The organism is Streptomyces sp. HUAS MG56 (genome assembly GCF_058673395.1).
On the sequence record NZ_CM178722.1, the window covers coordinates 8004645 to 8031304 of the forward strand.

General features: G+C 69.1%; 21 protein-coding genes and 2 pseudogenes. 18 read left to right on the plus strand and 5 right to left on the minus strand.

The window, feature by feature from the left end:
- Positions 1–99: 99 nt before the first annotated feature.
- The 4 genes from AC4OXY_RS37400 (at position 100) to AC4OXY_RS37415 (ending at position 5453) form a co-directional block, all read left to right on the plus strand.
- On the plus strand, positions 100–1566 hold the full coding sequence (locus AC4OXY_RS37400) for a cellulose binding domain-containing protein (RefSeq protein ID WP_491991823.1): 1467 nt from the start codon (positions 100–102) through the stop codon (positions 1564–1566).
- Positions 1567–1596: 30 nt separating this feature from the next.
- Positions 1597–3315, plus strand: a complete 1719-nt coding sequence (locus tag AC4OXY_RS37405; protein WP_491991824.1) for a glycoside hydrolase family 6 protein — start codon at positions 1597–1599, stop codon at positions 3313–3315.
- A gap of 360 nt (positions 3316–3675) precedes the next feature.
- A complete protein-coding gene (locus AC4OXY_RS37410) occupies positions 3676–4641 on the plus strand; it encodes a class I SAM-dependent methyltransferase (RefSeq protein WP_491991825.1) in 966 nt (321 codons plus the stop codon).
- Positions 4642–4751: 110 nt separating this feature from the next.
- Positions 4752–5453, plus strand: coding sequence for an SDR family oxidoreductase (locus AC4OXY_RS37415; protein ID WP_491991826.1), 702 nt, complete (start codon positions 4752–4754; stop codon positions 5451–5453).
- Between the two features lie 13 nt (positions 5454–5466).
- Here the strand turns inward: AC4OXY_RS37415 and AC4OXY_RS37420 are convergent, their stop codons facing one another.
- Entirely contained in the window at positions 5467–6174 is a 708-nt protein-coding gene (locus tag AC4OXY_RS37420; RefSeq protein ID WP_356030475.1) for a glycoside hydrolase family 75 protein, read from the minus strand.
- A gap of 213 nt (positions 6175–6387) precedes the next feature.
- On the opposite strand from AC4OXY_RS37420, the gene AC4OXY_RS37425 reads away from it, so the two are divergent.
- A complete protein-coding gene (locus AC4OXY_RS37425) occupies positions 6388–7002 on the plus strand; it encodes a hypothetical protein (RefSeq protein ID WP_491991827.1) in 615 nt (204 codons plus the stop codon).
- A gap of 206 nt (positions 7003–7208) precedes the next feature.
- On the opposite strand, the gene AC4OXY_RS37430 is transcribed toward AC4OXY_RS37425, so the two are convergent.
- Positions 7209–8048, minus strand: coding sequence for an aldo/keto reductase (locus tag AC4OXY_RS37430; protein WP_491991828.1), 840 nt, complete (start codon positions 8046–8048; stop codon positions 7209–7211).
- 326 nt (positions 8049–8374) lie between these two features.
- Here AC4OXY_RS37430 and pqqA point away from each other — a divergent pair, with 326 nt between their 5' ends.
- From pqqA to AC4OXY_RS37495, 13 genes and pseudogenes are all read left to right on the plus strand, one after another.
- On the plus strand, positions 8375–8542 hold the full coding sequence (gene pqqA, locus AC4OXY_RS37435) for a pyrroloquinoline quinone precursor peptide PqqA (RefSeq protein WP_362820457.1): 168 nt from the start codon (positions 8375–8377) through the stop codon (positions 8540–8542).
- A complete protein-coding gene (gene pqqC / locus AC4OXY_RS37440; protein ID WP_491991829.1) occupies positions 8539–9309 on the plus strand; it encodes a pyrroloquinoline-quinone synthase PqqC in 771 nt (256 codons plus the stop codon). The genes pqqA and pqqC overlap by 4 nt, the downstream gene beginning before the upstream one ends.
- A complete protein-coding gene (gene pqqD, locus AC4OXY_RS37445) occupies positions 9306–9617 on the plus strand; it encodes a pyrroloquinoline quinone biosynthesis peptide chaperone PqqD (protein ID WP_491991830.1) in 312 nt (103 codons plus the stop codon). The genes pqqC and pqqD overlap by 4 nt, the downstream gene beginning before the upstream one ends.
- Positions 9614–10696 carry a pyrroloquinoline quinone biosynthesis protein PqqE gene (gene pqqE / locus AC4OXY_RS37450; protein ID WP_491991831.1) on the plus strand — a complete coding sequence of 361 codons (1083 nt, stop codon included), beginning with the start codon at positions 9614–9616 and terminating at the stop codon, positions 10694–10696. The genes pqqD and pqqE overlap by 4 nt, the downstream gene beginning before the upstream one ends.
- Entirely contained in the window at positions 10693–11922 is a 1230-nt protein-coding gene (locus AC4OXY_RS37455) for a glycoside hydrolase family 88/105 protein (protein WP_491991832.1), read from the plus strand. The genes pqqE and AC4OXY_RS37455 overlap by 4 nt, the downstream gene beginning before the upstream one ends.
- Positions 11919–12716 (plus strand): heparin lyase I family protein, encoded by a 798-nt coding sequence (locus AC4OXY_RS37460; RefSeq protein ID WP_356030467.1) that lies wholly within the window; start codon positions 11919–11921, stop codon positions 12714–12716. Before AC4OXY_RS37455 ends, AC4OXY_RS37460 begins: the two co-directional genes overlap by 4 nt.
- A 12-nt stretch (positions 12717–12728) precedes the next feature.
- On the plus strand, positions 12729–15989 hold the full coding sequence (locus AC4OXY_RS37465) for a glycosyl hydrolase family 28 protein (protein WP_491991833.1): 3261 nt from the start codon (positions 12729–12731) through the stop codon (positions 15987–15989).
- Positions 15986–18241: an alpha-galactosidase gene (locus AC4OXY_RS37470; RefSeq protein ID WP_491991834.1), complete on the plus strand. Its 2256-nt coding sequence runs from the start codon at positions 15986–15988 to the stop codon at positions 18239–18241. Before AC4OXY_RS37465 ends, AC4OXY_RS37470 begins: the two co-directional genes overlap by 4 nt.
- Positions 18242–18264: 23 nt before the next feature.
- Complete coding sequence (locus AC4OXY_RS37475; RefSeq protein WP_491991835.1) at positions 18265–20295, plus strand: PQQ-dependent sugar dehydrogenase; 2031 nt, start codon at positions 18265–18267, stop codon at positions 20293–20295.
- 110 nt (positions 20296–20405) lie between these two features.
- A pseudogene (locus AC4OXY_RS37480) lies at positions 20406–21240 on the plus strand (IS5 family transposase).
- Positions 21241–21427: 187 nt separating this feature from the next.
- Entirely contained in the window at positions 21428–22417 is a 990-nt protein-coding gene (locus tag AC4OXY_RS37485) for an AraC-like ligand-binding domain-containing protein (RefSeq protein WP_491994698.1), read from the plus strand.
- 116 nt (positions 22418–22533) lie between these two features.
- Positions 22534–24309, plus strand: coding sequence for an RICIN domain-containing protein (locus AC4OXY_RS37490; protein ID WP_491991836.1), 1776 nt, complete (start codon positions 22534–22536; stop codon positions 24307–24309).
- A 328-nt stretch (positions 24310–24637) separates the two neighbouring features.
- Positions 24638–24827, plus strand: a pseudogene (locus tag AC4OXY_RS37495) (transposase); the annotation flags it as partial.
- A 127-nt stretch (positions 24828–24954) separates the two neighbouring features.
- Here the strand turns inward: AC4OXY_RS37495 and AC4OXY_RS37500 are convergent.
- The 3 genes from AC4OXY_RS37500 to AC4OXY_RS37510 all read right to left on the minus strand — a co-directional run bounded on the left by AC4OXY_RS37500 (position 24955) and on the right by AC4OXY_RS37510 (position 26299).
- On the minus strand, positions 24955–25320 hold the full coding sequence (locus tag AC4OXY_RS37500) for a hypothetical protein (RefSeq protein WP_491991837.1): 366 nt from the start codon (positions 25318–25320) through the stop codon (positions 24955–24957).
- A 31-nt stretch (positions 25321–25351) separates the two neighbouring features.
- Positions 25352–25483, minus strand: coding sequence for a hypothetical protein (locus tag AC4OXY_RS37505; RefSeq protein WP_491991838.1), 132 nt, complete (start codon positions 25481–25483; stop codon positions 25352–25354).
- Between the two features lie 381 nt (positions 25484–25864).
- Positions 25865–26299 carry a hypothetical protein gene (locus tag AC4OXY_RS37510; protein ID WP_356031991.1) on the minus strand — a complete coding sequence of 145 codons (435 nt, stop codon included), beginning with the start codon at positions 26297–26299 and terminating at the stop codon, positions 25865–25867.
- Positions 26300–26660 lie beyond the last annotated feature (361 nt).

A 26660-nucleotide genomic window follows, 5' to 3' on the forward strand; every position in this document is an offset into this window, starting at 1 on the left:
CATCATGGCCAGTTGGCGCTACCTTCCATCGCACCAGTGGGAGCGGTTCCTGTCAGTCGACGCGCCGGTCACGGCGCGCGCCACTGCAAGGAGTCGCTCATGCGACACCCCCCGCGTTCAGTACTTTTAGCCGCCGCCGGCGCGACCGCGCTCATCGCGAGCGCCGTCGCCCCGGCCCTGTCGGCCCAGGGAGCCACACCCGCGTGCACGGTGGAGTACTCCGTCACCAACCAGTGGGCAGGCGGCTTCCAGGGCTCCGTGAACGTCACCAACAATCAAGCACCGCTGGGCAGTTGGCGGATATCCTTCGATTTCGCCGACGGCCAGAAGGTCACCCAGGGCTGGAACGCCGCATGGTCCCAGTCCGGCACCACCGTGACCGCGGCCAACGAGAGCTACAACGGCTCCCTCGGCACCGGCGCCAGTGTCACCGCCGGCTTCCTCGCCGACTGGTCGGGCGGCAACACCGCACCCACGGCGTTCACGCTCAACGGCACGACCTGCAACGTCGATCCCGAGCCGCCGACGTCACCGCCGCCGCCCACGACCGGCACGGCACCCGCCCTCCATGTCTCCGGCACCGAGCTGGAGGACGCCTCCGGTGCGACCCACCGGCTGCTCGGCGTCAACCGCTCCGGCGGCGAGTTCATGTGCGTCCAGGGCCGTGGCATCTGGGACGGCCCGGTGGACGACGCCGCGATCAAGGCGATCGCCGACTGGAAGACCGACGCCGTCCGCATCCCGCTCAACGAGGAGTGCTGGCTCGGACTTTCGAACATCAAGCCCGAGTACGGCGGCGCCAACTACATCAACGCCGTCAAGGACCTGGTGGCCCGCGTCGAGGCCCACGGCATGACCCCGATCCTCGACCTGCACTGGACCTACGGCCAGTACACCGGAAACTCCGCCGGCTGCTCCGACGTCCACGCCACCTGCCAGAAGCCCATGCCCGACGCGCAGTACAGTCCGCCGTTCTGGGCATCGGTGGCGAGCACCTTCAAGGACGACCCGGCACCCGTGTACGACCTGTTCAACGAGCCGTACCCGGACCGGGCGACCACCAGCACGACCGACGCCTGGAAGTGCTGGCGGGACGGCGGGAGCTGCCCCGGGATCCCGTACGCGGTCGCCGGTATGCAGGATCTCGTCGACAGTATCCGGAACACCGGATCCAAGAACGTCATCATGGCCAGCGGTCTGGCGTATGCGAACGACCTCAGCCAGTGGACCGCATACAAACCACAGGATCCTGTAGGCAATCTCGCCGCCGCCTACCACGGCTACAACTTCAACACTTGCGCCGGCGAGAGCTGCTGGAACTCCACCCTCGCCCCGGTCGCGGCCCAGGTGCCGCTGGTCGCCGGGGAGATCGGTGAGAACACCTGCGCGCACGGCTTCACCGACCAGGTCATGAAGTGGTTCGACGACCGGAACCTGTCCTATCTGGGCTGGGCCTGGAACACCTGGGACTGCTCCGCAGGGCCGTCCCTGATCTCCGCCTACGACGGCACACCCACCGCCTACGGCATCGGACTGCGCGACCACCTGCGCGCCCTCAACCCGTAACACCCACCACGGAAGAAGGAACCCGCACACATGAGTCGTACCAGAACACCGTTGCTCGCCGCCCTGGCGCTGGTCGCCGGCGCCTCCGGGACGGCACTCACCACCACCACCGCGGCCCACGCCGCGGCCGACGCGATCCCCTGCACCGTCGCCTACACGGTGCAGAACCAGTGGGACACCGGCTTCACCGCCGCCGTGACCGTCACCAACAACGCGGCGGCCAAGTCGAGTTGGGCGGTGAAATGGTCGTACGCGGGTGACCAGAAGGTCACCAGCGGCTGGAACGCGCAGATCAGCCAGAGCGGCAGCGACGTCACCGCCACCAACGAGAGCTACAACGGCACACTCGCCACCGGCTCCTCGATCAGCTTCGGCTTCAACGGCACCTACAGCGGCACCGACACCCTGCCCACCACCTTCACCCTCGACGGCGTCACCTGCAACGTCGACGACGGCACCGGCGGGGGAGGCGGCACCGGCGGCAGCGGCGGCGGCACCCGCGTCGACAACCCGTACGACGGCGCCAAGGTGTACGTGAACCCGGAGTGGTCGGCCAAGGCGGCCGCCGAGCCAGGCGGCACCCGCGTCTCCAACGAGCCGACCGGCGTCTGGCTCGACCACATCGCCGCGATCAACGGCGACAACGGCGGCATGGGCCTGCGCGACCACCTCGACGCCGCCCTCGCACAGAAGGGCAGCGGCCAGGAGGTCGTCCAACTGGTCGTCTACGACCTGCCCGGCCGCGACTGCTCCGCCCTCGCCTCCAACGGCGAACTCGGCCCGGACGACATCGGAAAGTACGAGAGCCAGTTCATCGACCCGATCGCCGCGATCCTCGCCGACCCCAAGTACGCCTCGCTGCGGATCGTCACCACGATCGAGCTCGACTCGCTGCCCAACCTCGTCACCAACACCGGCAGCCGCGCGACCGCCACACCCCAGTGCGACACCATGCTCGCCAACGGCAACTACGTGAAGGGCGTCGGCTACGCCCTCGCCAAACTCGGCGCCATCCCGAACGTCTACAACTACCTCGACGCCGGCCACCACGGCTGGCTCGGCTGGGACGACAACTTCGCCGCCGCCGCGAACGTGTTCAAGCAGGCGGCCACCACCTCCGGCGCGACGGTCGACGACGTCCAGGGCTTCATCACCAACACCGCCAACTACAGCGCCCTGAAGGAGGACAACTTCACGATCAACGACACCGTGAACGGCACCTCCGTCCGCCAGTCCAAGTGGGTCGACTGGAACCGGTACGCCGACGAGCTCTCCTTCGCCCAGGCCTTCCGCACCGAGCTGGTCTCGGTCGGGTTCAACTCGAACATCGGCATGCTGATCGACACCTCCCGCAACGGCTGGGGCGGCTCCGCCCGCCCGACCGGACCGGGCCCGAGGACCAGCGTCGACGCCTACGTCGACGGCGGCCGCTACGACCGCCGCATCCACGTCGGCAACTGGTGCAACCAGGCCGGAGCCGGCCTCGGCGAGCGCCCGCAGGCGAGCCCGGCCCCCGGGATCGACGCCTACGTGTGGATGAAGCCCCCGGGGGAGTCCGACGGCTCCAGCACCGCCATCCCGAACAATGAGGGCAAGGGCTTCGACCGGATGTGCGACCCGACGTACACGGGCAACGCCCGCAACAACAACAACATGTCGGGCGCGCTGCCGAACGCGCCGCTGTCCGGACACTGGTTCTCCGCCGAGTTCCAGCAGCTGATGCAGAACGCCTACCCGCCGCTGCCGTAACCGGTCGCGTAACAGCTACCGTAACCGGTTTCGTCACACCGGCGCGGTGAACGTCCGCCGGGGTCCCGCCGTCTACGGGCGGCCGAGACCCCGGCGGATCGCCGTCTCCACCGGGGAGTACGCCCCGTCCGCCCGCTCCAGCGCGCACGGCACCGCCGGAATCGGCGGCGGCTGCGCCCGGTTCGCCGTCCACGAGGCCCGATGGCGCCGCCGCGGCCACCGTCCTGCGCCCCGCACACCCGGCTGCTTTCGGCGCCACTGTGCCGTATCGGCAATCTTTTTGCGGCACCGGCAACAGGACTGGCCTCCTCGCGGGGCGGCGTCGCACGCTGGCCGCATCCGAAGGAGAGGCTGAACACCATGGCACAGGAGCACAACAAACATCAGGAGCACGGCGGGCACCACCAGCACGACGGGCATCAGGGGCAGCACGCCCACGGAGGTCACGCGGCTCACGGGGGCCACGCGGGCCACGCCCACGGCGGCGACATCGACTGGGCCGCGATGGCGGCCCATCTGGAGACGGAGGCCGAGGTGGCCGCCCCGGCGTACGAGAGCGCCCTGGCCTGGCTGGGCGAGGAGGTGACGGAGCCCGGTCTGATCGTGGACGCGGGCAGTGGCCCCGGGGTGATCGCTTGCCTGTTCGCGCGGGAGTTCCCCGGCGCCCGGGTGGTCGCCGCCGACGGCTCGGCCCCGTTGCTGGAGCGCGCCCGCGCCCGCGCCGCCCGCGAGGGGGTCGCCGACCGATTCGACACCCTGGTCGGCGAACTCCCGGACGTACTGGGCGAGTTGGAGTATCCGGTGGACCTGCTGTGGGCCAGCCGCAGCCTGCACCACCTCGGTGACCAGAAGGCCGCACTCGCCGCGTTCGGCGCGCGGCTCGCCCCCGGCGGCGCACTGGCCATTCTGGAGGGCGGTCTGGCTCCCCGCTTTCTGCCCCGTGACCTCGGCTTCGGCCGTCCCGGGCTCCAGACCCGCCTCGACGCCCTCCAGGAGGACCGTTTCGCCGAGATGCGCGCCGAGCTGCCCGGCGCGGTCGCCGATACCGAGGACTGGCCCGCCCTGCTGACCGCCGCCGGCCTGAAGCACACCGGTACCCGCAGCTTCCTGCTCGACCTGCCCGCCCCCCTCCCCGAGAAGGCCCGCACCTTCGTGGTCACCATGCTGTCCCGCGCCCGGGACCTCCATGCCGAGGCCCTGGACGCCGAGGACCGCGCCACCCTCGACCGACTCCTCGACCCCGCCGACCCGGGCAGCGTCCACCGCCGCCCCGACGTGTTCGTCCTCGCGGCCCACACGGTGCACCGGGCGGTACGGCCGGCGTAGGCGCGGGGTGCGCCGGAGAGCGGCGGATTCCCACTCGGATGCGGGAAGTTGACTTCGAGCGCGCTCCACGTGATGAACTCCCTCGCGTCACCGACATACAGGGGGAACCCGTGAACGACTCTCCGGTCGCACTCATCACCGGCGGCGCCACCGGCATCGGCGCCGCCGTCGCCCGGCAGCTGCTGGCCGCCGGACACCGCGTCACCGTCACCGGTCGTACGGAATCCCGGCTGCGGGACTTCGCCGACGAGCTCGGCCGGCCTGAGGAACTGCAGACAATCGCCGGTAATGCGTCGACATTCGACGATATACAGAATGCTGTCGACCGTACGCTCAAGGCATACGGTCGACTGGATACCGTCGTCGCCAACGCCGGCTTCGCCACCCACGACTCCGTCGCCGACGGCGACCCGGCCGGCTGGACCGAGATGGTCCTCACCAACGTCCTCGGCCCGGCCCTGCTCATCCGCGCCTCCGTCGAGGCGCTGAAGGAGACCCGCGGGCGGATCGTCCTCATCGGCAGCGTCGCCGGGTTCGTGAACACTCCCGGCAATCTCTACGGCGCCACCAAGTGGGCGGTCACCGGGCTCGCCGAGAACACCCGGCGCCAGGTCACGGAGTTCGGGATCGGGGTGACGCTGGTCGCCCCCGGCCGGGTGGAGACCCCGTTCTGGGACGGCCTCGGCAGCCTGCCCCCGGGGCAGCTCCTGACCGCCGACCAGATCGCCGACTCGGTCGTCTGGGCGATCCGGCAGCCGGCCGGGGTCGACGTCAACACCGTGGTCGTACGCCCGCTGGGGCAGCCCAACTGACGTATGCGGCACGTCAGTTGTTGGCGAGGAACTGCTTGGCCAGCTGGTCCCCGAGTGAGACGGCCGCGCTGTGGCTCTCGATGGGGGAGACCTTGGAGTTCTTGAACAGGATGTAGGTCACGCCGGAGTCGGCCCCGCCGGTCTTCGGGTCGGGGTCGATGCCGAGTGCCTTGGCGGTGGCGTACGAGGCCTCGCCGATGATCTTCGTGGGGCCGGTGTCGCCGACGACGGCGTACTCCACCTTGTTGTCGTAGATGACGGCGACCACGCCGCCGCCCTTGATGCCGGCGCTGGAGTAGTTCCAGATGCTGCTGGAGCTGGGCACCACGATGTAGGGGAGTGACTCCGCCTTCAGGGGCTTGCCGTCGGACTGGTGGAAGGCGGTGTCGTTCTGGTACCAGGGGTCGCGGTTCTTGTTGCAGTTGGTGGTGGTCTGGCCGTCGCAGTCGATGTCCATGTCGGCCTTCCAGAACACCGCGCCGTTCTTGCCGCACACGGGGACGGTGGCCGACGTCTCCTCGTCCGTCTTGTACTTGCCGTTCGATATCTGCGAACAGGACGTCACCTTGGCGAGCAGGTCGGCCGCGCTGACCGAGCCCTCCTGGGCGGACGTGGGCGCGGTCCTCGCTGACGGGACGGCGGACGCGTGCGCGGGGAGCACACCCGCGGCGAGCAGGGCGGCCCCGGAGGCCGCGGTGAGGGTCAGCGTTCGAAAGCGCACTGTGGGGGACCCTTCTGTTAGGAAAGTTTCCTTACCGGGTGCCGTACACCGTGGCCCCATCCGCATGTCCCCGTCAACCCTCGGGTTGCGAACTCCCGAAACCTGTGCGTATTGCGGTGATTTGCGCTCACGGCAAGACTGAGGAGACCGCTTTGTACTCTTATGTCTGCCGCCGTCGGCCCGGCACGGTCACGGCTCCGGGAGGTGGGACGCATGTTGTTCGTCCGCACGGTGTACGCGACCGGCAATCCGGCACAGCTGGGCACGGCCATCCGGACCCTGAACACGCAGGGGCACGATCTGCTGGAGGAACGCCCAGGTTTCCTGGGTGCGGGCGTCTTCGTCGACCGGGGACTCGGCACCCTGTTCTCGGTCAGCTGGTGGGAGTCGGCCGAGGCGCGTGACCACAGCGACGCGGTGATGCGCGAGCGGCGCCCGGCGCTGCTGCATCCCTTCGCCGGGACCGTCGCGGTCGAGAACTACGAGGCCACGGTCTTCCCTGTCGGACACCGGCCGCTCACCGGCGGCGGCATGCGGCTGACCCGGCTGGAGTTCGCGCCGGCGGACGCGGACCTGGTCTTCGACACCTTCCACTCGGGGGTGCTGCCCCGGCTGGAGGTGTTGCCCGGATTCGCCGGGGCCGCGCTCTTCCTGGACCGCGTGCGCGGCCGGGGCCTGGTCGGGGTGCTCTTCGCCGACCGTGCCGCACTGGACGGGTCCCGGGCCGGGCAGGCACTCATCCGGCACGAGAGCGTGGTCAAGGCGCACGTCGACGTCGTCGCCCTGGAGGAGTTCGAGATCGTCCACGCGGACGTGCGGACCGACTGAACGACGGGGCGCACGGTCCCGGGAACGGCGTACGGGAGCGGCTCACGGGAACGGTCCACGACCGCGGGCGAGGTGGCCGCGGCGGTCGCGGACGGCGGGTGGACGGCGTACGGCCGCCCGTCCCGCCGGTGGGCGGGGCGGACGGCCGTGGTGTGCGCGGCGTTGTCCGGCGGGCCGGAGCCCGCTGTCGGTCCGGGCGAAGCGGCTCAGCCCACGTAGTCGAAGGTGGCCGGGTCGGGGCCGATGCGCCGGTCCTCGTTGAGCGCGCTGATCGCCGCGAGGTCCTCGTCGTCCAGGCTGAAGTCGAAGACCTCGATGTTCTCCTTGATCCGGGACGGCGTCACGGACTTCGGGATCACGATGGTGCCCAGCTGGACGTGCCAGCGCAGCACGACCTGGGCGGGGGTGCGGCCGTGCTTTTGCGCGATCGCGACGATCGCCGGCACCTCCAGCAGCCCCTTGCCCTGGCCGAGCGGCGACCAGGCCTCGGTCGCGATGCCCTGCTCCGCGTGGAACGCGCGGGCGGCGTGCTGCTGGAGTTGCGGGTGCAGCTCGATCTGGTTGACCGCCGGGATGACGGAGGTCTCGGCGATCAGCCGCTCCAGGTGCTCGGGAAGGAAGTTGGACACGCCGATGGCGCGCACGCGCTTGTCGGCGTAGAGCTTTTCGAGCGCCCGGTAGGTGTCGACGTAGGTGTCGCGGGACGGCAGCGGCCAGTGGATCAGGTACAGGTCCACGTGGTCGAGCCCCAGCTTCGCCAGCGAGGTGTCGAACGCGTGGAGCGTGGCGTCGTACCCCTGGTCGGCGTTCCAGAGCTTGGTGGTGACGAAGAGTTCGTCGCGGGGGACGCCGGAGGCGGCGAGGGCCTTGCCGGTGCCCTCTTCGTTGCCGTAGATCGCGGCGGTGTCGATGCTGCGGTACCCGGCCGCGAGCGCCGTGGTGACGGCCCGCTCGGCATCGTCGTCCGGCACCTGCCAGACGCCGAAGCCCAGCTGGGGCATCTCGATGCCGTTGTTGAGGATGATCGGGGGGACCTTGCTGCTCACGAGCCTCGTGATCCTTCGGTTGTCGACAGGTGGTACGTCCATCGTCAACGATCAACGGCCGTGCCGCATTCCTGACCGCGGAATCCGGCGAAACTGACCGGCGAGTCAGCGTCCGCGGCGGAGATTGGCCGGAAACGCATCCGACGTTTTCGGTCCGGACCATTGACCGCGGCGCATCGTCCCGCGACTCTGTATCGCGCCACCGGACGTGTCGATGAACCCGGTGCATGTACGTGAACCGGCCCTGACCTGGCCGTCGACTCCGCCCTGCCCTCAGTGGCCTTCCCTGATGAGTTCCCCCACCTCGGGAAAGCGAGTACGCACCCATGAACGAGAGCCCTTCCCTGTCCCTTCGGACGGACCTCCTCACCCCGCAGACATCGGATGAAAAGGTCTGGCGAAGCCCTGGTTACCGTGTGGTGGAGACCGCGCTGGAGGTGACCGCCTACGCGCTCGCCGACCGCCGCGCGCCCGAGCCGCCCCCGGCCGCATGACCGCGGCGGCACCGGAACCCGACAGCCGCGCCGCCTGGCCGGCCGCCGAGTTCACCGAGCGGCTGCGCGCGGTCACCAGGGCGCGCTACCACGACCGGCACCCCTTCAACCAGCGGATGCACCGCGGCGAACTGACCCCCGCCGAACTGCGCCGCTGGATCGCCGCCCGCTTCCACTACCAGCGGCACATCCCCGTCAAGGACGCGCTGATCCTCGCCGCTCTGGAGCGGCCCGAGGACCGCCGCGCCTGGCTGCGCCGCATCCACGACCAGGACGGTACCGACAGTGCGGGGGGCGGTATCGAGCGCTGGCTGCGGCTCGGCGAGGCGGCCGGGCTCGACCGCGAGGAACTTCTCGACGCGTCCCGGGTGCCGCCCGGAGTGCGGTTCGCGGTGGAGGCATACGTTGACTTCTGCCGGCGGCGCCCGGTGCTCGACGCCGTCGCCGCCTCCCTGACCGAGCTTTCCGCCCCGGACCTGATGCGCACCCGCACCGCCGCTTTCGAACGCCACTACCCGTGGATCGACCCGGCGGGCCTCGCCTACTTCCGCACCCGCGTCACCCAGGGCGCCCGCGACGCCGAACAGGCCCTCGCCCTGGTCCTGGCCCGCGCCCGCACTCCGGACGAGCAGCAACGGGCCGTCTCCGCCCTGGAGTTCAAGTGCGAGGTGCTGTGGGCGCTGCTGGACGCGGTGGACGTGACGCGCATGGCGGGCGCGACGGGTACGGCGGACTCGTCGGCTTCGGCGGACAGGTGCGGGGCATGACGCCCGTGCCGGTGTCGCCCGTTCCGGAGTCGCCCGCGCCGGTGTCGCCCGCCGCGCCCTGGCGGCCGGTCCTCGCCCGGGGAGTGCTGCTGCGGCGCGACCGGGTGCGGGGCGCGGATCTGTTGCTGCTGCCGGAGCGGGTGGTGGTGCTCGACGGCGGCGCGGGCGAGGTACTGCGGCTGTGCGACGGCGTCCGGAACGTGGACACCGTCGTCGCCGAACTGACGGCACGTCATCCGGACGCACCCGTCGCCGCCGAAGTCCCCGTGTTCCTCGACCGGTTACGGAAGGAGGGCTGGCTCGGATGACCGCCGCGGCCCCTCCCTGGGCCCTGCTCGCCGAACTCACCCACGCCTGTCCGCTGCGCTGCGGCTATTGCTCGAATCCCATCGAACTGGTCGGCCGGTCAGCAGAGTTGACCACCGGGCAGTGGTCGGAGGTATTCCGGCAGGCGGGTGCCCTCGGAGTCGTCCACACCCATCTGTCCGGCGGTGAACCGCTGCTCCGGCGCGACCTGCCGGACCTGGTGTCCGCCGCGGACGGCGCCGGCCTCTACACCCAGCTCGTCACGAGCGGCGTGGGACTCGGCGAGCGGCGGCTGGCCGCACTGACCGGGGCCGGGCTGCGCAGCGTGCAGCTGTCGGTGCAGCACGCGGATCCCGTGGCCGCCGAACGCATCGCGGGCGTACGGTCGTTCGCGGCCAAGGAGCGTGCCGCCCGCCTGGTGCGCGAGGCCGGGCTTCCTCTGGGCCTGAACGTCGTTCTCCACCACGGCAACCTGGACGCTCTCGACGACCTGGTGCGGCTCGCCCTCGACTGGGGCGCCGACCGGATCGAGCTGGCCAACACCCAGTACCACGGCTGGGCGGCCCGCAACCGCACCGCCCTGCTGCCGACGCCCGCCCAGACCGAACGTGCCCGCACCCGTGTCGCCCGCTGGCGTGAACGGCTGGGAGGCGCACTGGAGTTGGTGTGGGTCGCCGCCGATCTCGTGGACGCCACCGCGAAACCCTGCATGGGCGGCTGGGGAGCCGTCTCCCTGACCGTCTCCCCGGACGGCACGGTGCTGCCCTGCCCGGCCGCCGGCGCCCTGCCCGGACTTGACCCGCCGAACGTGAAGGACCGTGAACTGGCCTGGATCTGGCGGGAGTCGAAGGCCTTCAACGCCTTCCGGGGCGAGGCCTGGATGCCCGAACCGTGCCGAGGCTGCGCCCTGCGCACGGTCGACCACGGCGGCTGCCGCTGCCAGGCCCACGCCCTGACCGGCGATCCCGCCCGCACCGACCCCGCCTGCCGGCACGCCCCGGACCACCCCCTCGTCCACGCCCTGGTGCACGGCGCCGCCGCGCACCGGAGCGCGTACGCCTACCGAGAAGGAGGATCATGAGACGTCGACGCCTGCGCGCGGCGCTGAGCACCGCCGCGCTCGCCACGGCCGCCCTCGCGGTGCTGCCCGCCGCCGTCCCCCCGGCGGCCGCCGCTCCGCCCACCACCGCCCCCGCCCTCCGTGCCGCCGTCCCCTCCTCCCGTCCGGCCGCGGCCCGCGACTGGTCCACGGCCGTCGTCGACTCCACCATGGCGCGCTACACCCCGCAGACCATCGGCGGCTGGTCGTACCCGGTGGGCCTGTACCTCTACGGCCAGTACCTCGTCTACCGGCGCACCCACGACCCCCGCCTGCTCTCGTACATCAAGGCCTACGTCGACCGGTTCGTGAGCGCCGACGGTGGCATCGGCCAGTCGTTCGACAGCCTGGACAGCATGCAGGCGGGCCGGCTGCTGGTGATCCTGCACCACGAGACCGGCCAGGACCGCTACCGCAAGGCCGCCCAGAAGATCCGCGACCGTCTGAGCACCTATCCGCGCACCTCCGACGGCGGCTTCTGGCACGCCGACACCAGCAGCCGGGCCCATCAACTCTGGGCTGACGGCGCCTACATGGTGAACCCGTTCCTGGTCGAGTACGGCCAGGAGTTCCACGACGGCGCGTACACGAACGGCGAGGCCGCGCGGCAGCTGTACGTCTACGGCCATCACCTCCAGGTCGCGAGCGGCCTGCTCCGGCACGCCTACGACGAGTCGAGGTCGGCGAGCTGGGCCGATCCGGCCACCGGACTCGCCCCCGAGCATTGGTGCCGGGCCGTCGGCTGGTACGCCATGGCGACGGTGAACGTCCTGGACGCAATCCCCGCGAACCAGCAATACCGCCCCCAACTGCTCAGCATTTTCCACACGTTGGCCTCCGCCCTGGAGAAGTACCAGGAACCGGCGTCCGGACGCTGGTTCCAGGTGATCGACAAAGGGGACCGGCCGGACAACTGGACCGAGACGTCCTGCTCCAGTATGTTCGCCTACGCCCTCGACCGAGGCGCCCAACAGGGATATCTGGACGGGCACTTCAGGTCCGTGGCCCGGCGCGGCTACCAGGGAGTGCTGGCCCGGCTGTCGCTCGGTACGGACGCCCGTACCGCCCTGTCCGACATCTCCGTCGGCACCAACGTCGGCGACTACGCCTACTACGCCGCCCGTCCCCGGGCCGTCAACGACTTCCACGGGCTCGGCGCCTTCCTGATCATGAACGAGCAACTGTGTGAGGACGGTGGTATGTCATGAGCACGTCCAGGAGGGTCGTGTTGGGTGCCGCGCTCGGCGGTGCCGCGGCGGCCGCGACCGGACTGCCGCCCGGTCTGCCCGCAACCGCGGCCCATGCCGCCTCCTGGCAGTTGAAGTGGTCGCCGTCAGCGCGCACCGACGGACTCGGCGCCTTCGAGACCGTCGAGGACGACCGCGCCCACTCCCACCCGGCCGGCCACCCGCACATCTTCGCCACCGGCGACAACTGGCGCTTCAACATCCACACCGTCGACCGCGACACCTCCACCGACCGCCAGCGCCAGGAGGTCACCGGCCTGCGCACCGGCCCGGACAGCTACCTGAAGTGGACCGAGGGCCAGACCTGGCGGATCACCTACTCGATGTACATCCCCAGCACCCTCAAGGCGACCACCACCTTCACGCACATCATGCAGATGAAGCAGCCCGGCAGCGGCACCTCGCCGATCGTCGTGCAGTCGCTGCGCCGCACGAACGGCACGCAGACCATCGAACTCCGGCTCGCCACCGACGACATCCTCGTCGGCAGCACCGGCCTCGACCCGCTGCACGACACGTGGACCGACGTCGACTTCCAGATCAAGGTCGGCAACGGCACGGCCGGTTCCGTCCGCTGGATCCTCAAGAGCGGCTCCACGACGGTCATCGACAGGACGAAGTCCGGCGTCGACACGTTCCTCGCCGACCGGGTGCGCCCCAAGTGGGGCATCTACCGCTCCCTCGGCGACACCTCGGGCTCCCTGGAGGACACCTACCTCCTGCTCACGAACCTGCGCGGCTACCAACTCTCCTAGAGGAGCGGTCCGTTGACACCCCATCCCGCCGGGCCCGGCCACGCCAGAAGGGCGGCGGCGATCCTCCTCGCCGCCCTCGCCGTGGTCCTCGGCCTTACCCACCCCGCCGCCCTCGCGGCCCCGCAGCCCGCAGCCCCCCGCCCCGCGGCCGTGTACGACGTACGCGCCTTCGGCGCCAAGGGCGACGGCAGCGCCAACGACACCCCCGCCGTCGACAAGGCCGTCACCGCCGCGGCCGCGGCCGGCGGCGGCACCGTCCGCTTCCCGGCCGGCACCTACCGGTCCGAGAACACCATCCACATGAAGAGCCATGTGACGCTCCAGCTCGACAAGGGCGCCACCCTCCAGGGCTCCTCGGCGGGCACCTACGACCCGCCCGAGGCCAACCCGAACGACAAGTACCAGGACTTCGGGCACAGCCACTTCCACGACGCGATGATCTACGGCGACAAGCTCACCGACATCGGCTTCACCGGCGACGGCGTCATCGACGGCGCGGGCCACCTGATCACCGGCAACCCCCAGTCCGGCCAGGCCGACAAGATCCTCTCCCTGACCCGCTGTGACGGACTGCGCCTCGGCGACGGCCTCACCCTGCGCCGCGGCGGCCACTTCGCCGCCCTGATCAACGGCTGCACGAACGTCGTCTCCGACCGGCTGACCATCGACACCGCGAGCGACCGTGACGGCTGGAACGTCATCTCCACCACGAACGTGACGATCACGGGCGCACACATCTCCGCCAACGACGACGCCCTCGTCTTCAAGAGCGACTACGCCCTCGGCGCCAAGCTCCCCAACGGCCATGTGCGGGTGAGCGGTTCGGTGCTCTCGGCGCGCTGCTGCAACGCCCTGATGTTCGGCTCGGAGACCTGCGGCGACTTCTCGGACTACCAGTTCGAGAAGATCCGCATCGAGGGCGCCGACAAGTCCGGCCTCGGCATGGTCTCCATGGACGGCGCGAAGATCTCCGACGTCCACTACCGCGACATCACCATGACCGACGTCCACTCCCCGATCATGGAGAAGATCGGCACACGAAAACGGTGCGGTGGCAGCCCCGGTGTCGGCTCGATCAGCGATGTCACGTACGACAACATCACCGCCACCGGCAACACTCCCTCCTTCAGTCCGACCCTGTGGGGCGAGACCGGCCACCGGATCACCGGGGTCACCTTCACCAACGTCAACGTCACGGTCCCGGGCGGCAACGGCACCATGTCGACGGGCGTGCCGAGCAACGACCCGGGTGACTACAACCCGAAGAGCATCGGGACCCGGCCGGCATACGGCTGGTACCTGCACAATGTCGACGATATACAGTTCACCGACAGCAGTGTGCGGTATACCGCCGACGACGGCCGCCCCGCCGTCATCGCGAACGCGGCGAGCGGTGTCCGGCTGACCCGCTTCACCGCCCAGAGGGGCAGCAGGTCGCCGCACGACATCGGCCTCCAGAACGTCACGGGCTACTGCCTGGCCGACAGTCACTCCACCACCGGCGCCGCCCTGCGCGTCTCGGCGAGCGGATCGAGCCAGGACTGCGGCACACCGGCCCGCCCGCTGGACCTGGAGAACCCCCGCCAGGCATTCCTGCGCGCCTCCGTCGGCGGCCTCTTCCTGCACTGGGGACTGCGCACGGCCCCCGCCCACACCGACTGCGCCGCCTGGGAGAAGGACGTCACCGCCGGCGGCTGGACGCCGGACTACTGGGTGAACGAAGCCAGAAAACTGCATACGCAATACCTCGTACTGGCGACCTTCCACAGCCGGCTCGGCTACGCCCGCCCCTGGCCCTCGAAGATCCCCGGCTCCTGCTCCACCAAGCGGGACTTCCTCGGTGAACTCATCACGGCCGCCAAGGCCAAGGGCATGAAGGTCATCCTCTACATGACCGACGACCCACAGTGGCACGGCGACGGCGGCCACGAGTGGCTCGACTCCGCCGCCTACTCCGCCTACAAGGGCAAGCAGGTCGACCTGACCACCCGCGACGGCTTCGGCGAGTTCTCGTACGACAACTTCTTCGAGGTCATGGACCGCTACCCGGACCTCGGCGGCTTCTGGATCGACAACGACAACGACTACTGGCTGAGCCACAACCTCTACCAGCAGATCTACCAGAAGCGCCCCAACTACACCCTCAGCAACAACAACGAAGACACGCCGATCATGGACATGATCAGCAATGAGCAGAAGACGGGAATGACGCCCGCATACGACTACCCGCAGGCTGTGTACACCGCCCAACCCCGCCTCACGGAGGCCGACTTCAAGCTGCCGTCCACCGGCGCCTGGTGGTACGACGGCACCGACCCCACCGTCGACCGCGGACTCACCCTCGGCCGCCTCGTCTCCAACGCCGGATCCTCCGTCAAGGCACTCATGGCCGAGACCGCCCAGGTCAACGGCAGATTCCCGGCGAACCAGGCCGCCTTCAACACCTTCGCCAACGCCTACCTCGACCCGATCTGGGAGTCCCTGCACGGCACCGAGGGCGGCGGCTACATGTACGGCGGCCTCGCACCCGGCAACTGGAACGACGGCGCCCACGGCGTCACCACCATCGCCAAGGACGACCCGAACCGCCAGTACATCCACGTCCTGACCCCGCCCAGCACCTCCACCCTGCGCATCCGCGACAACGGCTACCGCATCGCCTCGGTCACCAACCTCCGCACCGGCAAAGCCGTCGCGTGGTCGCAGTCCGGCGGCACGCTCACCCTCACCGGCCTCGGCGGCTGGGACCCGTACGACACCGTCCTCAAGGTGATCACCGCGGGCCGCCAGGGCATCGCGACCGGCGTCACCGTCACCGCGAGCACCTCCGCGAGCGGCCACCCCGCCTCCGCCGTCGGCGACGGGTCGTACCTCACCTACTGGGACAACGACACGACCCTGCCCGTCACCCTCACCTTCGACCTCCACTCCGCCCAAAAGGTCCGCTACCTCGGGCTCAACCAGCGCGAGGACTCCGTCGCCTACGCCCGCTCCGCCACCGAACAGTCGGCGCGCATCAAGGCGTACAAGGTGTACCTGAGCAGCGACGGCACCCACTGGGGCAGCGCCGTGACCACCGGCCAACTCCCCAGCGCCCGCGGCGTGCAGAGCATCGACCTGCCCGCCGGCACCGCCCGCTACGTCCGCATCGAGGTCGACTCCACCTGGGCCGCCGCCACCGACACCACCCACTACCGGCAGCTGCGGATCGACGAGGCCTGGATCGGCACCTCCTACGCCACCCCCGCCGTGAACAGGGGACGACGCCCATGACCCGCTTCAGAGCACTCACAACGGTGGCGGCCGGACTGCTCATCGCCGCCGCCGTACCGCTCACGGGAGCCGCCCACCCTGCGGCCGCCTCCGACAACGGCCAGTCGGTCCGGCCCGCCATGGGCTGGAGCAGCTGGAGCTTCGTACGCCGTCATCCCACCGAGGCCACGATCGAGGCCCAGGCCGACGCCCTGGCCTCCTCGGGCCTCGCCCGGCACGGCTTCGTCCAGGTCAACCTCGACGACTTCTGGCAGAAGTGCGACAGCAACGGCTTCACCGTCGACGGGTACGGCCGCTGGAGCGCCGACCCCGCCACGTTCCCGCACGGCATCAAGGCCGTCGCCGACCACGTACACGCCAAGGGCCTGAAGTTCGGCTTCTACGTCACCCCCGGCATCGCCAAGAACGCCGTCCTCAAGAACACCCCCGTCGAAGGCACGCCCTACCACGCCACGGACATCGCGGACACCTCGAAGACCGAGAAGAACTACAACTGCAAGAACATGTACGCCCTCGACTACACCAAGCCGGGCGCGCAGGAGTTCGTGAACTCCTGGGCCCGGCAGTTCGCCTCGTGGGGCGTGGACTACCTGAAGATCGACGGCGTGGGCAGCCAGGACATCCCCGACGTCCAGGCCTGGGACAAGGCCCTGCGCGCCACCGGCCGCCCCATCACCTTCGCCCTGTCCAACAACCTCCCCATCGACCACGCCGGCACCTGGCGCACCCTCGCCAACAGCTGGCGCACCCAGGGCGACGTCGAGTGCTACTGCGGCCCGGGCCCGAACGGCAGCGGCTACCCCCTCACCGACTGGACCCACGTCGCGCGCCGCTTCGACTCGGCCGCCGCCTGGCAGCCCTACGCCGGCCCCGGCGGCTGGAACGACCTTGACTCCCTGGAGATCGGCAACGGCGACCGGGCCGGACTCACCGCCGACCAGCGCCGCTCCCAGTTCACCCTGTGGTCGATGGCGGCGGCCCCGCTGCTGCTGGGCACCGACCTCACCCACCTCGACCCGGTCGACAAGGCCATGCTCACCAACGACCGGCTGATCGGCGTCGACCAGGACGGCGTCGCCGCGAAACGCGTGGTCGACAGTGGCTCCCAGCAGGTCTGGAGCAAACGCGAGAGCGACGGCTCCTACGCGGTCGCCCTGTTCAACACCGCCACTTCCGGCTCCGCCACCGTCTCCGTGGACTGGTCCCGGATCGGCTTCACCGGCTCCGGCGATGTCACCGACCTGTGGTCCGGCGCCCACCCGGGCACTACCACCGGCTCCTACAGCGCGACCCTGCGACCGGGGGAGACCCGCCTGATCCGGGTACGGCCCACGGGCTCGGCCCGGCCGGCCGCCACCGCAGCCGCACCTGGTATGGCCGTCGCCCCGTACGAGTACCTGGGCTGGGGGAATCCGCCCGACCCGACGAAGGTGATGTCGGCTACCGGCGTGAAGTGGTTCACGCTCGCGTTCGTCCTGTCCGACGGCACCTGCAACCCGAAGTGGGACGGCAGTCGACCGTTGACCGGAGGCAGTGATCAGTCGACGGTCGACCGTATACGGTCCGCAGGCGGCGATGTCATCGTCTCCGTCGGCGGCTGGAGCGGCGCGAAGCTGGGCGAGAAGTGCGCGAGCGCCGGGGCGCTGGCGACTGCATACCAAAAACTGATCACTGCATACCGTCTGCACGCGATCGACATCGACATCGAGAACACCGAGTGGTCGAACGCCACCGTACGCCAGCGTGTCATCGACGCCCTGAAGACGGTGAAGGCGAACAACCCCGGCCTGAAGACGGTCATCACCTTCGGCACCGCCACGACCGGCCCCGACGCCACCGGCGTCGACATGATCCAGCGGGCCGCCAGGTCGGGCCTGCAGAACGACGTCTGGTGCATCATGCCGTTCGACTTCGGCGGCGGCACCACGACCATGGGCACCCTCACCACCCGGGCCATGGACGGCCTCAAGGCCCGCGTCAAAGCCGCCTACGGCTACAGCGACGCCACCGCCTACGCCCACATCGGTCTGTCGTCCATGAACGGAAAGACCGACGACTCCGGCGAGCTCGTCCGAACCGCCGACTTCCGCACCATGCTCGCCTACGCCCAACAGCACCACATCGCCCGCCTGACCTACTGGTCCGCCAACCGCGACCGCCCCTGCGGCCCGGGCACCGACGGCGACGCGTGCAGCGGCGTGTCGCAGCAGCCGTACGACTACCTCAAGATCTTCACCCGGTACACGGGCTGAAGGAAACAAAGGGACCAACAGCCATGACCTTCAGGAGAGTTCTGCCCTACGGCCTGGCCGCGGTACTCGCGCTGCCCCTGGCCGCACTGAGCCAGGGCACCGCCCTCGCCGCCACCGACTTCCAGGCCGAGGACGCCCTGATCTCCCAGGGCACCGTCGCCACCAACCACACCGGCTACACCGGAACCGGCTTCGTCGACTACACCAACGTCAAGGGCTCCTCCGTGGAGTTCACCGTCTCCGCGGCCACCGCAGGCCCCGCGTCACTCACCCTGCGGTACGCCAACGGCACCCCGACCGACCGGCCGATGGACCTCTCCGTCAACGGCACCGTCGCGGCGCCCGCCGTCTCCTTCCCGGCCACCACCGACTGGAACACCTGGGCCGCCAAGACCGTGAACGTCCAGCTGAAGGCGGGCACCAACACGATCCGCGCGACCGCCACCACCGACAACGGAGGCCCCAACCTCGACAGCCTGAGCCTCGCAGCCGCCACCGACACCCAGCCCCCCACCCGCCCCGGGCAGCCCTCCTGCTCGGACATCGGCGAGGACCGGCTCACCCTGTCCTGGGGCGCGTCGACGGACGACACGGGCGTCGCGGCGTACGACCTCTACGAGCACGGCAACAAGATCGGCGAAGCACCGGGCAGCACCACGACGCACACGCTCACCGGGCTCACCCCGAACACCACCTACGACCTCACGGTCATCGCGCGGGACGCGGCCGGCAACACCTCGCCCGCCAGCCCGGTCGTCGACTGCACGACGAAGCCCAGCTCCGACACCACACCGCCGACCGCACCCGGTACATTGCAGACAGTCGACATCACATCGAATACCGTCGACCTCACCTGGGGCGCCTCGACCGACGACCACGCCGTCACCGCCTACGACATCCGCAGCGGGTTGACCGTCTACCAGACCGTCACCACCGGCACCTCCACCACCCTCACCGGGCTCGCCTGCAACAGCCCCTACACCCTCGACGTCGTTGCCCGCGACGCCGCCGGCAACGTCTCGCCGCCGAGCAACACCGTCTCCTTCACGACCAAGGCCTGCGCCACCGACGGCGGTGTCCCGTCGTCCATCGCCACTCTCTCCAGCGGCTGGACCATCCCCTGGGGCACCTACTGGATGCCCGACGGCAAGACCGCCCTCGTCACCGAGCGGGACGACTTCCGGGTCTGGAAGGTCACCAAGGACGGTACGAGGACCCAGGTCGGCACCGTCCCGAACGCGGTGACCACCAACGGCGAGGGCGGCCTGCTCGGCGTCGCCGTCGACCCCAAGTGGGCCACGAACCACTACGTCTACTTCATGCACACCGCAGCCGAGGGCAACCGGGTCGTCCGCATGACCTACGACGGCAGCACCCTCACCGGCTACAAGATCCTGCTCCAGGGCATCAAGAAGAACCGCTACCACAACGGCGGCCGCCTCGCCTTCGGCCCCGACGGCTACCTCTACGCCTCCACCGGCGAGGCCCAGCAGCCCGATCTCGCCCAGGACAAGAACTCCCTCAACGGCAAGATCCTGCGCATGACCACCGACGGCAAGCCGGCCCCCGGCAACCCCTTCGGCAACTACGTCTACAGCTATGGCCACCGCAACCCGCAAGGCCTCGCCTTCGACCGCAACGGCCGCCTGTGGGAAGCCGAGTTCGGCAACAGCTCCAAGGACGAACTCAACCTCATCAAGCCCGGCGCGAACTACGGCTGGCCCACCTGCGAAGGCACCTGCAGCGTCCCCGGCATGACCAACCCCAAGGCCACCTGGAACGTCTCCGAGGCCTCGCCCAGCGGCATCGCCGTCGTCCGCAACGTCATCTACATGGCGTCCCTGCGCGGCGAACGCCTGTGGCGCATCCCCATCAACGGCGACACCGAGAACGTCGGCACACCCACCGCGTACTACGTCGGCTCCTACGGCCGGCTGCGCACGGTCACCAAGGTGCCCGGCGCCGACGAGCTGTGGCTGTCCACCACCAACTGCGACAACAACGGCAACGCCCCCGACGGCTCCGACAAGATCTTCCGCGTGACGATCAAGTGAGCTCTGAGTGGGCGGTTCGTGAGTGTTTGGGTGGATCTGCTGTCGCCTGATCATGTGGCGGCGGGGCGGACTCTGCCGGTCCGCGGTTGGTGATCTGGTGATGTGACCGGGTGAGCGAACGCAAGCCGTACCCGTGTGACTTATCGGACGAGCAGTGGTCGTTGATCGAGCCGGTGATCACCGCGTGGGAGGACCGGCACCGCTCGGTCAGCGGTCATCAGGGCGCCTACGACAGGCGAGAGATCGTGAAAGCCATCCTCTACCAGGGGCGGACCGGTTGCCAGTGGGCCTATCTCCCGCACGACCTGCCGCAGAAGAGCGCGACGTACTACTACTTCGCCGCCTGGCGGGACGACGGGACCGACCAGGTCATTCATGAACTCCTGCGCTGCCAGGTCCGGGAGAGGGCCCGACGATTAGAGGACCCGACCCCGGTGGTGCTGGACACCCAGAGTGTCCACGTGGCCGCCGGGGTCCCCGCCTCCACGAGTGGCCACGGTCCGGCCAAGCGGGTGCCCGGCCGCAAGCGCGGCCTGGCCGTGGACGTCCTCGGCCTGGTCATCGCGATCGTCGTCCTCGCTGCGAACACCCACGACAACGCCGCGGGCATCGTCCTGCTTGACCAGGTCGCCGACCACGCCGGCGGAACCGTGCGCAAAGCGCTGGTCGACCAGGGCTTCAAGAATCAGGTCGTCATGCACGGCGCCGACCTGGGGCATCGACGTCGAGATCGTCGAACGCAACCCGCAGGTCAAGGGGTTCGTGCCGCAGCCGAAGCGGTGGAGGGTCGAACGAAGCCTCGGACGGATCATGATGCACCGCCGCCTCGCCCGCGACTACGAAACCAAACCCGAACACTCCGAGAGCATGATCCGCCTCGCAGCGATCTCCGCCCTCGCCAAACGCGCAACCGGCGAAACCACTCCAACCTGGCGAGACGCATAAACCGCAATCACCCGCGAACTACACGAACCAGACGTCCTCTCAAGCCGGGCTCACTCCCATCGAGACCGGACCCGGGTACGACAGTGACCGCTGTGGGCCGAACGGGTGAGGGAACCGGTGCGTTCAGATACCCCGTCATCCTCAAGGGGGCCTTTGACCAGCGGCTTAAGAAGCGGTGAAGAGACAGTTGTTGGACGAGATGGTGTTCCGGAGCGAAGACGTGTCCGCGGCGGACCGGTTCGACTACTGGACCGAGCTTTTGGGCCGTACCCACGCGCCCATGGACCTGCGCAGCGACCACACCGACGACTTCCGGGCCTCCCAGCGCGTGCTGGACCTCGGTGCCGTCACCGTGTGGTCCGCCACGTTCCAGCCGCTGGTGTTCCAGCGCACGCCGAAGCTGATCCGGCAGTCCGACCCCGAGGCCTACCACCTGTCACTCGTCGTACGCGGGACCGGGGCGGGCGTGTGGCGGCACCGGGAGACCGCGTACAAGCCGTACGACCTGTTCATCAACTCGTCCTCGCTGCCGAACGACGTCTACAGCACCGGGGACCTGGTCCAGACCGTGGCGCTGGAGGTTCCCAAGGCCCTGCTGCCGTTGCCTCGCGACATGGCCGCCCGGATCGTCGGGGCGCCGGTGTCGGCCCGGGAGGGCATGGGTGCCCTACTGGCCCGGTTCCTCACCCAGTTGATCGCGGACCCGGCCGCGTACCAGCCCTCCGACCGGCCGCGGCTGGCCGCCGTCGTGACCCCGCTGGTCTCCGCGCTCTTCGCCCATCTGCTCGAAGCCGGCGACTGCCTGCCCCCGGAGACCCACCAACAAGCCCTCACCTTGCGCATCCAGGCGTTCATCCGGGAGCACCTGCACGACCCGGACCTCACCCCGAGCGGCATTGCCGCCACGCACCACATCTCCACCAGCTATCTGCACCGCCTCTTCCAGCACGAGGACGCCACGGTCGCCGCGTGGATACGCCGTCTGCGTCTGGAGGCGGCCCGTCGCGACCTCGCCGACCCGGCGCTCCGCACCACCCCCATCCACACCATCGCCGCCCGCTGGGGGTTTTCCCGCGCGGCCGACTTCAGCCGCGCACACCGCGCGGCCTACGGCACCACGCCCAGGGACCACCGGCACCAGGCTCTGGGACTCATTGCCAAGGGGAGTGTGGACTGATTGCTAACGACTCTTCGGAGGGATTCCGAGATCCTCGGTCCTGGTGCGTCGCAACGCGCACCAGGGCTGGTGCTTCGCGGGGGACAGCGCGAGCCACCGAACGAGAACGGGGACAGATGACTGCGAAGCAACGAGGTCGTCGCAGAGGACGGATCACAGCGGCGCTGGTCGCTCTGACGTCGTTGGCGGCGCTGATATCGGGCACTCAGCAGGCGGTCGCCGACGACCCGCCCCTCATCCAGGACCAGAACCTGCCGTTCAAGCCCGAGGACGCATCCGGCTTCGTTCTCCATCCTCGGGAGATGCCAGGTGTTGACGAGGGCGAGACAGCGCGGTCGGTGATCGAGGGGGCTGAGGCGAAAGGCGTCGTGTCGAGGGTGACGCCGCTGAGCGTGGCCCAGTCGCGGCAGCATGTCGGCCGCCCCCTGTGCCACACGACCGGGATCAACGGCACGCTCAAGTACAACGGCTTCTGCTGGGACGAGACGGACGACAACACCAACGCCTGGGACCCGGCCGGGGGCTGGCACCCGCAGGGATTCACCGCCTCGCACGACGCGGACCCGAGCGGCACGATCGACGGCCACCACCTGTACATGGCGACCTGGTACTACGGGAACGGGGGCGGCGACCACGACCGCAACAAGAAGGCCCGCATCTCCATCCTGGAGTCGACCGGCACGGACTGGAGTTACGGGCACGTGCTGCTCGTGAAGCCGACCGGCAGCCGGGACAACCCCGACTTCACCTCGGTCGACGACGTACACGCCGACGGCATGGTCTGGTACGGGAACAGGCTGTTCGTGGCCAACGGCGGCGAACTGCAGATCTACGACCTCAACCACCTGTGGAAGGTGAACTCCATCTCCAAGGGGTCGGGCATCTCGGGCGGCACATCCTCGGCCGAGTACCACCAGTGGGCCCTGCCCATGGTCGCCCGCTATTCGAACCGCACCGAGGCCGAGCAGGACGGCGCCGACCCCAAGGACCGCAGCAACATGTACTGCACGGGGCACATCGCCTGCCTGAGCTCCCTGAGCCTGGACCGCAGTGTGTCACCGCCGCGCCTGGTCTCCGGACGGTACGGGGATGCCACACGCACCACCCCTGTGGATGTGATCCGTTGGCCGATCGAAGACCTCGGCGAGGGCGGCACGTCCCCCGTCACGGCGACGGCCGCCTACGCCGCTCCCATCCACGGCTTGCAGGGCGTGGCCACCGACGGCACGTACTACTACATATCGGCCATGTGCGACACGAACTACATGCACATCGCCGACCCCACGGACTCAGACGCCTACTACTGCATCTGGCAGGCCAAGCCGAACGACAAGATGTCGATCCTCACCCGCGATGCGCCTCTCACCCAGAACCTGTCCTACTCGTTCTCCTCGGGCCGCCTGTGGGGCATGAACGAGCGCAACGGCAAGCGCGTCGTCTTCTCCCTGCTGCCGCGGAGAATCGACGACGCCCAGTACCTGTACAACGACTACAGCAAGCTGTGCGCGGGCGCCGGCGACAAGATCGAGAACAGCGACCCGGTCATCCAGTGGGGTTGCACCGGCGCCCAGGACGAGAAATGGGTGTTCGACGAGACCAAGGACAACAACGGCAACCCCGCCTACACCGTCCAGAACGCATACTCCGGCAAGTGCCTGGGCACCGGCAGCAGCCTCGACAGCGGCCAGGGCGTGATCCAGTACACCTGCAACAGCGCCGTGGACGAGAAGTGGTGGTACGACCAGGACACCCACGAGCTGCGGAACGTCTACTCGGGCAAGTGCCTGGGCCTGGGCTCCGCCGCCACCAAGGGCAGTCAGCTCATCCAGTGGCCCTGCAACGGCGCCCAGGACGAGCGCTGGACCATCTCCAAGTCCGCCCCCAACGTGTGACCTGAACACCCGCTCCGACGGCCCGCCGGGAAACCCGGCGGGCCGTCGCGGTCTTAGTGCGCGTTAAGACATGGTTCACTCCGATAAGCGCGTCTCGCGACTGTCAGGCTTGAGGTGTTTGCCCCATACGCGAGTCCCTGCGTCCGTCGAGTCGCTGACGAGGCCGCCCGTTTGCTCCGCTCTTCGGGCACGAAGTCCGTCTAATTCGAAGATGAGGCAGAAACGCCCAGCAGCAGCGGAACGGCACCATCCGCCGCGTCCATGATCACGCTACGGCGTGAGCCAACGGAAGCCGTACCCCAGTGACCTGTCCGACGCCCGATGAGCCCTGATCGAGCCGACGTTGACGGCCCGGAGAAAGGCCCGGCTCGACCGCCGGCCCACCGGCCAGCCACCCAAAGTCGACCTCCGTGATGTGTTCGACGCGATTCTCTACGTCAACCGCACCGGAATCCCCTGGAAATACCTCCCGCACGACTTCCCGGGCCACGGCACCGCCTACTTCTACTCAGGCGCCGATGCCGGGTTCGGGGGGCCGTCGAGGCTCTGGCAGCGATTCTCGCCATATATGCGGGGCGTGGGGCGGGCAGATCGGCCAACGGTCTCGTCGAGGTGTTCCTCGCGCCTCCCCCTCGGGTTGCGAGGTCAGTTGCAGACGCCGCTGACGGCGGACTGGGCACCGGAATCGGAGACCATGGCGCAGACGTAGTGTCCCGGGCCGTCGGGCCACCAACCAGAGCCGGCGCCGGTGGTGACGGAGATCTCCCTGCCGTTGTCCGTCAGGATGAACCGGCAACCGTGAGCAGTAACGGTCGGGTTGAGCTCTTGCTCGTCATGCCAGGCGCCGTCGACGAACTTCAGTTGGATCTCCTGGTCGGCGGTGCAGTCATAGGTGTGGATCCAGTGATCGCCCTCGTTGGCGGCGAAAGCGGGCGACGCGGACAGGACGACCATGGCACCGAAGCCGAGGACGGCGACGGCGGATCGCAGGGACGTACGGTGAGACAGCATGAAGCGGATTCCTTCCGAAGACGAGGGACAGTCAGGAGACGGAGGCTGCGGGGGTCTCGCCGCCGTAGTAGTACGTCGGGCTGGTGAAGTAGGAGACGCCGTAGTACGTTCCGGGGCCCAGTGTGACCGGGTTGGACCAGACGGTCCCGCTCGGGCCTGGCACCACCGCATACTTCCGGCTGCCGGGGACGACGTTCTGGTGTCAGTCACAGGCACCGGGTGATTCCGCATGCCCGTACGTTCTGGAACCGTCGACGAACCATACGCGCAGGTAGTAGCAGTGGCTCGTGGCGATGGGAACACTGTCGTGATACACGAACCAGCCCCGGTCAGTGCCCAGGACAGTGGGGGCGTGACCGCGTAGGTCGGCTCTCCTGACTGCCAGGCCGGCTTGTCCATGACCTGATACCACATCTGTACGTCGGTCTCAGGTGTGTTGATGACTGCAACCCACACGCCATTCGGATCCACGCACGAGCAACCCCGAGCTACCGAGGGGCCCTGTTCGATCAGAACCGCCCTCATGATCGATAGGAATGCGGCTTCAGATGTACAGCACGGGCGAATCCACGGGGCCGTACCAGGTCCCGGCGATGTCGAGGAACACCGCCACGTAGTAGGCGCCGGAGGGGTATGACCCGAAGTTGGGCGCGACGTCGCAGTTCGCAGCAGGACCCTGCGGGCAGCCATAGCCCCACTGCCATACCGCTTGGTTGGTGTTCTTATTCATGAGTTCGACGGTGAAGTCGTCCACGTGCTCGCTGCCGTTAAGGTAACCGTTCCCGCTGATACCGCTACCGCTGGCACTGATGCAGGGCGCAACCCGCACATCGTGGCCGGGGATATCGAACCACGCACGGCAGCCTCCCCCGCTCGCCGCGCTCGCGCTTCCCGTGGCGGTGATGGTTGCGCCCCCGGCGATTGCCAGAGTCGCGGCGGCCATGGCGATGGCGCGCTTGGTCTTGCCGAGCTTGAGCATTCGTTCCCCCTCGTGTGGTCGCGGCCGGTCATGGCCGCTCGACTTCCGTGTTGTTGCCGCTTTGGCCCGGCCTTGCGCTAGGCAGCACAACCAGACTGCCTTGGGTGGTTGTGTGGAGTCGCGTTTCCCGCACGAATCCGTACACCCCGGTCGGCCCCTGTCAGCTCACTGCCAATGTAGGACTGGCAAGCATCGTGTGGAGTGTCAGGTTGCACGGTGAAGCGGGGGTTCCGGTGTCAAAGTGCACAGCGAGTTGGGAGAGGCCAGGCCGTCGGGATCCTCCGCGAAGCCGACGCCGTCAACACCCGCCGCCGACAGCGCGTCGTCGACCTCGCCTGCGAGGAACTCGGGCTGACCTGCG

Bases quoted from the DNA above. Each gene is read 5' to 3' on its own strand.
- pqqD (WP_491991830.1), top strand. From the start codon at position 9,306: ATGACGCCCGTGCCGGTGTCGCCCGTTCCGGAGTCGCCCGCGCCGGTG.
- AC4OXY_RS37410 (WP_491991825.1), top strand. From the start codon at position 3,676: ATGGCACAGGAGCACAACAAACATCAGGAGCACGGCGGGCACCACCAG.
- AC4OXY_RS37500 (WP_491991837.1), bottom strand. From the start codon at position 25,320: ATGCTGTCTCACCGTACGTCCCTGCGATCCGCCGTCGCCGTCCTCGGC.
- AC4OXY_RS37405 (WP_491991824.1), top strand. From the start codon at position 1,597: ATGAGTCGTACCAGAACACCGTTGCTCGCCGCCCTGGCGCTGGTCGCC.
- pqqA (WP_362820457.1), top strand. From the start codon at position 8,375: ATGAACGAGAGCCCTTCCCTGTCCCTTCGGACGGACCTCCTCACCCCG.
- AC4OXY_RS37490 (WP_491991836.1), top strand. From the start codon at position 22,534: ATGACTGCGAAGCAACGAGGTCGTCGCAGAGGACGGATCACAGCGGCG.
- AC4OXY_RS37455 (WP_491991832.1), top strand. From the start codon at position 10,693: ATGAGACGTCGACGCCTGCGCGCGGCGCTGAGCACCGCCGCGCTCGCC.
- AC4OXY_RS37425 (WP_491991827.1), top strand. From the start codon at position 6,388: ATGTTGTTCGTCCGCACGGTGTACGCGACCGGCAATCCGGCACAGCTG.
- AC4OXY_RS37475 (WP_491991835.1), top strand. From the start codon at position 18,265: ATGACCTTCAGGAGAGTTCTGCCCTACGGCCTGGCCGCGGTACTCGCG.
- pqqC (WP_491991829.1), top strand. From the start codon at position 8,539: ATGACCGCGGCGGCACCGGAACCCGACAGCCGCGCCGCCTGGCCGGCC.
- AC4OXY_RS37470 (WP_491991834.1), top strand. From the start codon at position 15,986: ATGACCCGCTTCAGAGCACTCACAACGGTGGCGGCCGGACTGCTCATC.
- pqqE (WP_491991831.1), top strand. From the start codon at position 9,614: ATGACCGCCGCGGCCCCTCCCTGGGCCCTGCTCGCCGAACTCACCCAC.
- AC4OXY_RS37400 (WP_491991823.1), top strand. From the start codon at position 100: ATGCGACACCCCCCGCGTTCAGTACTTTTAGCCGCCGCCGGCGCGACC.
- AC4OXY_RS37460 (WP_356030467.1), top strand. From the start codon at position 11,919: ATGAGCACGTCCAGGAGGGTCGTGTTGGGTGCCGCGCTCGGCGGTGCC.
- AC4OXY_RS37510 (WP_356031991.1), bottom strand. From the start codon at position 26,299: ATGCTCAAGCTCGGCAAGACCAAGCGCGCCATCGCCATGGCCGCCGCG.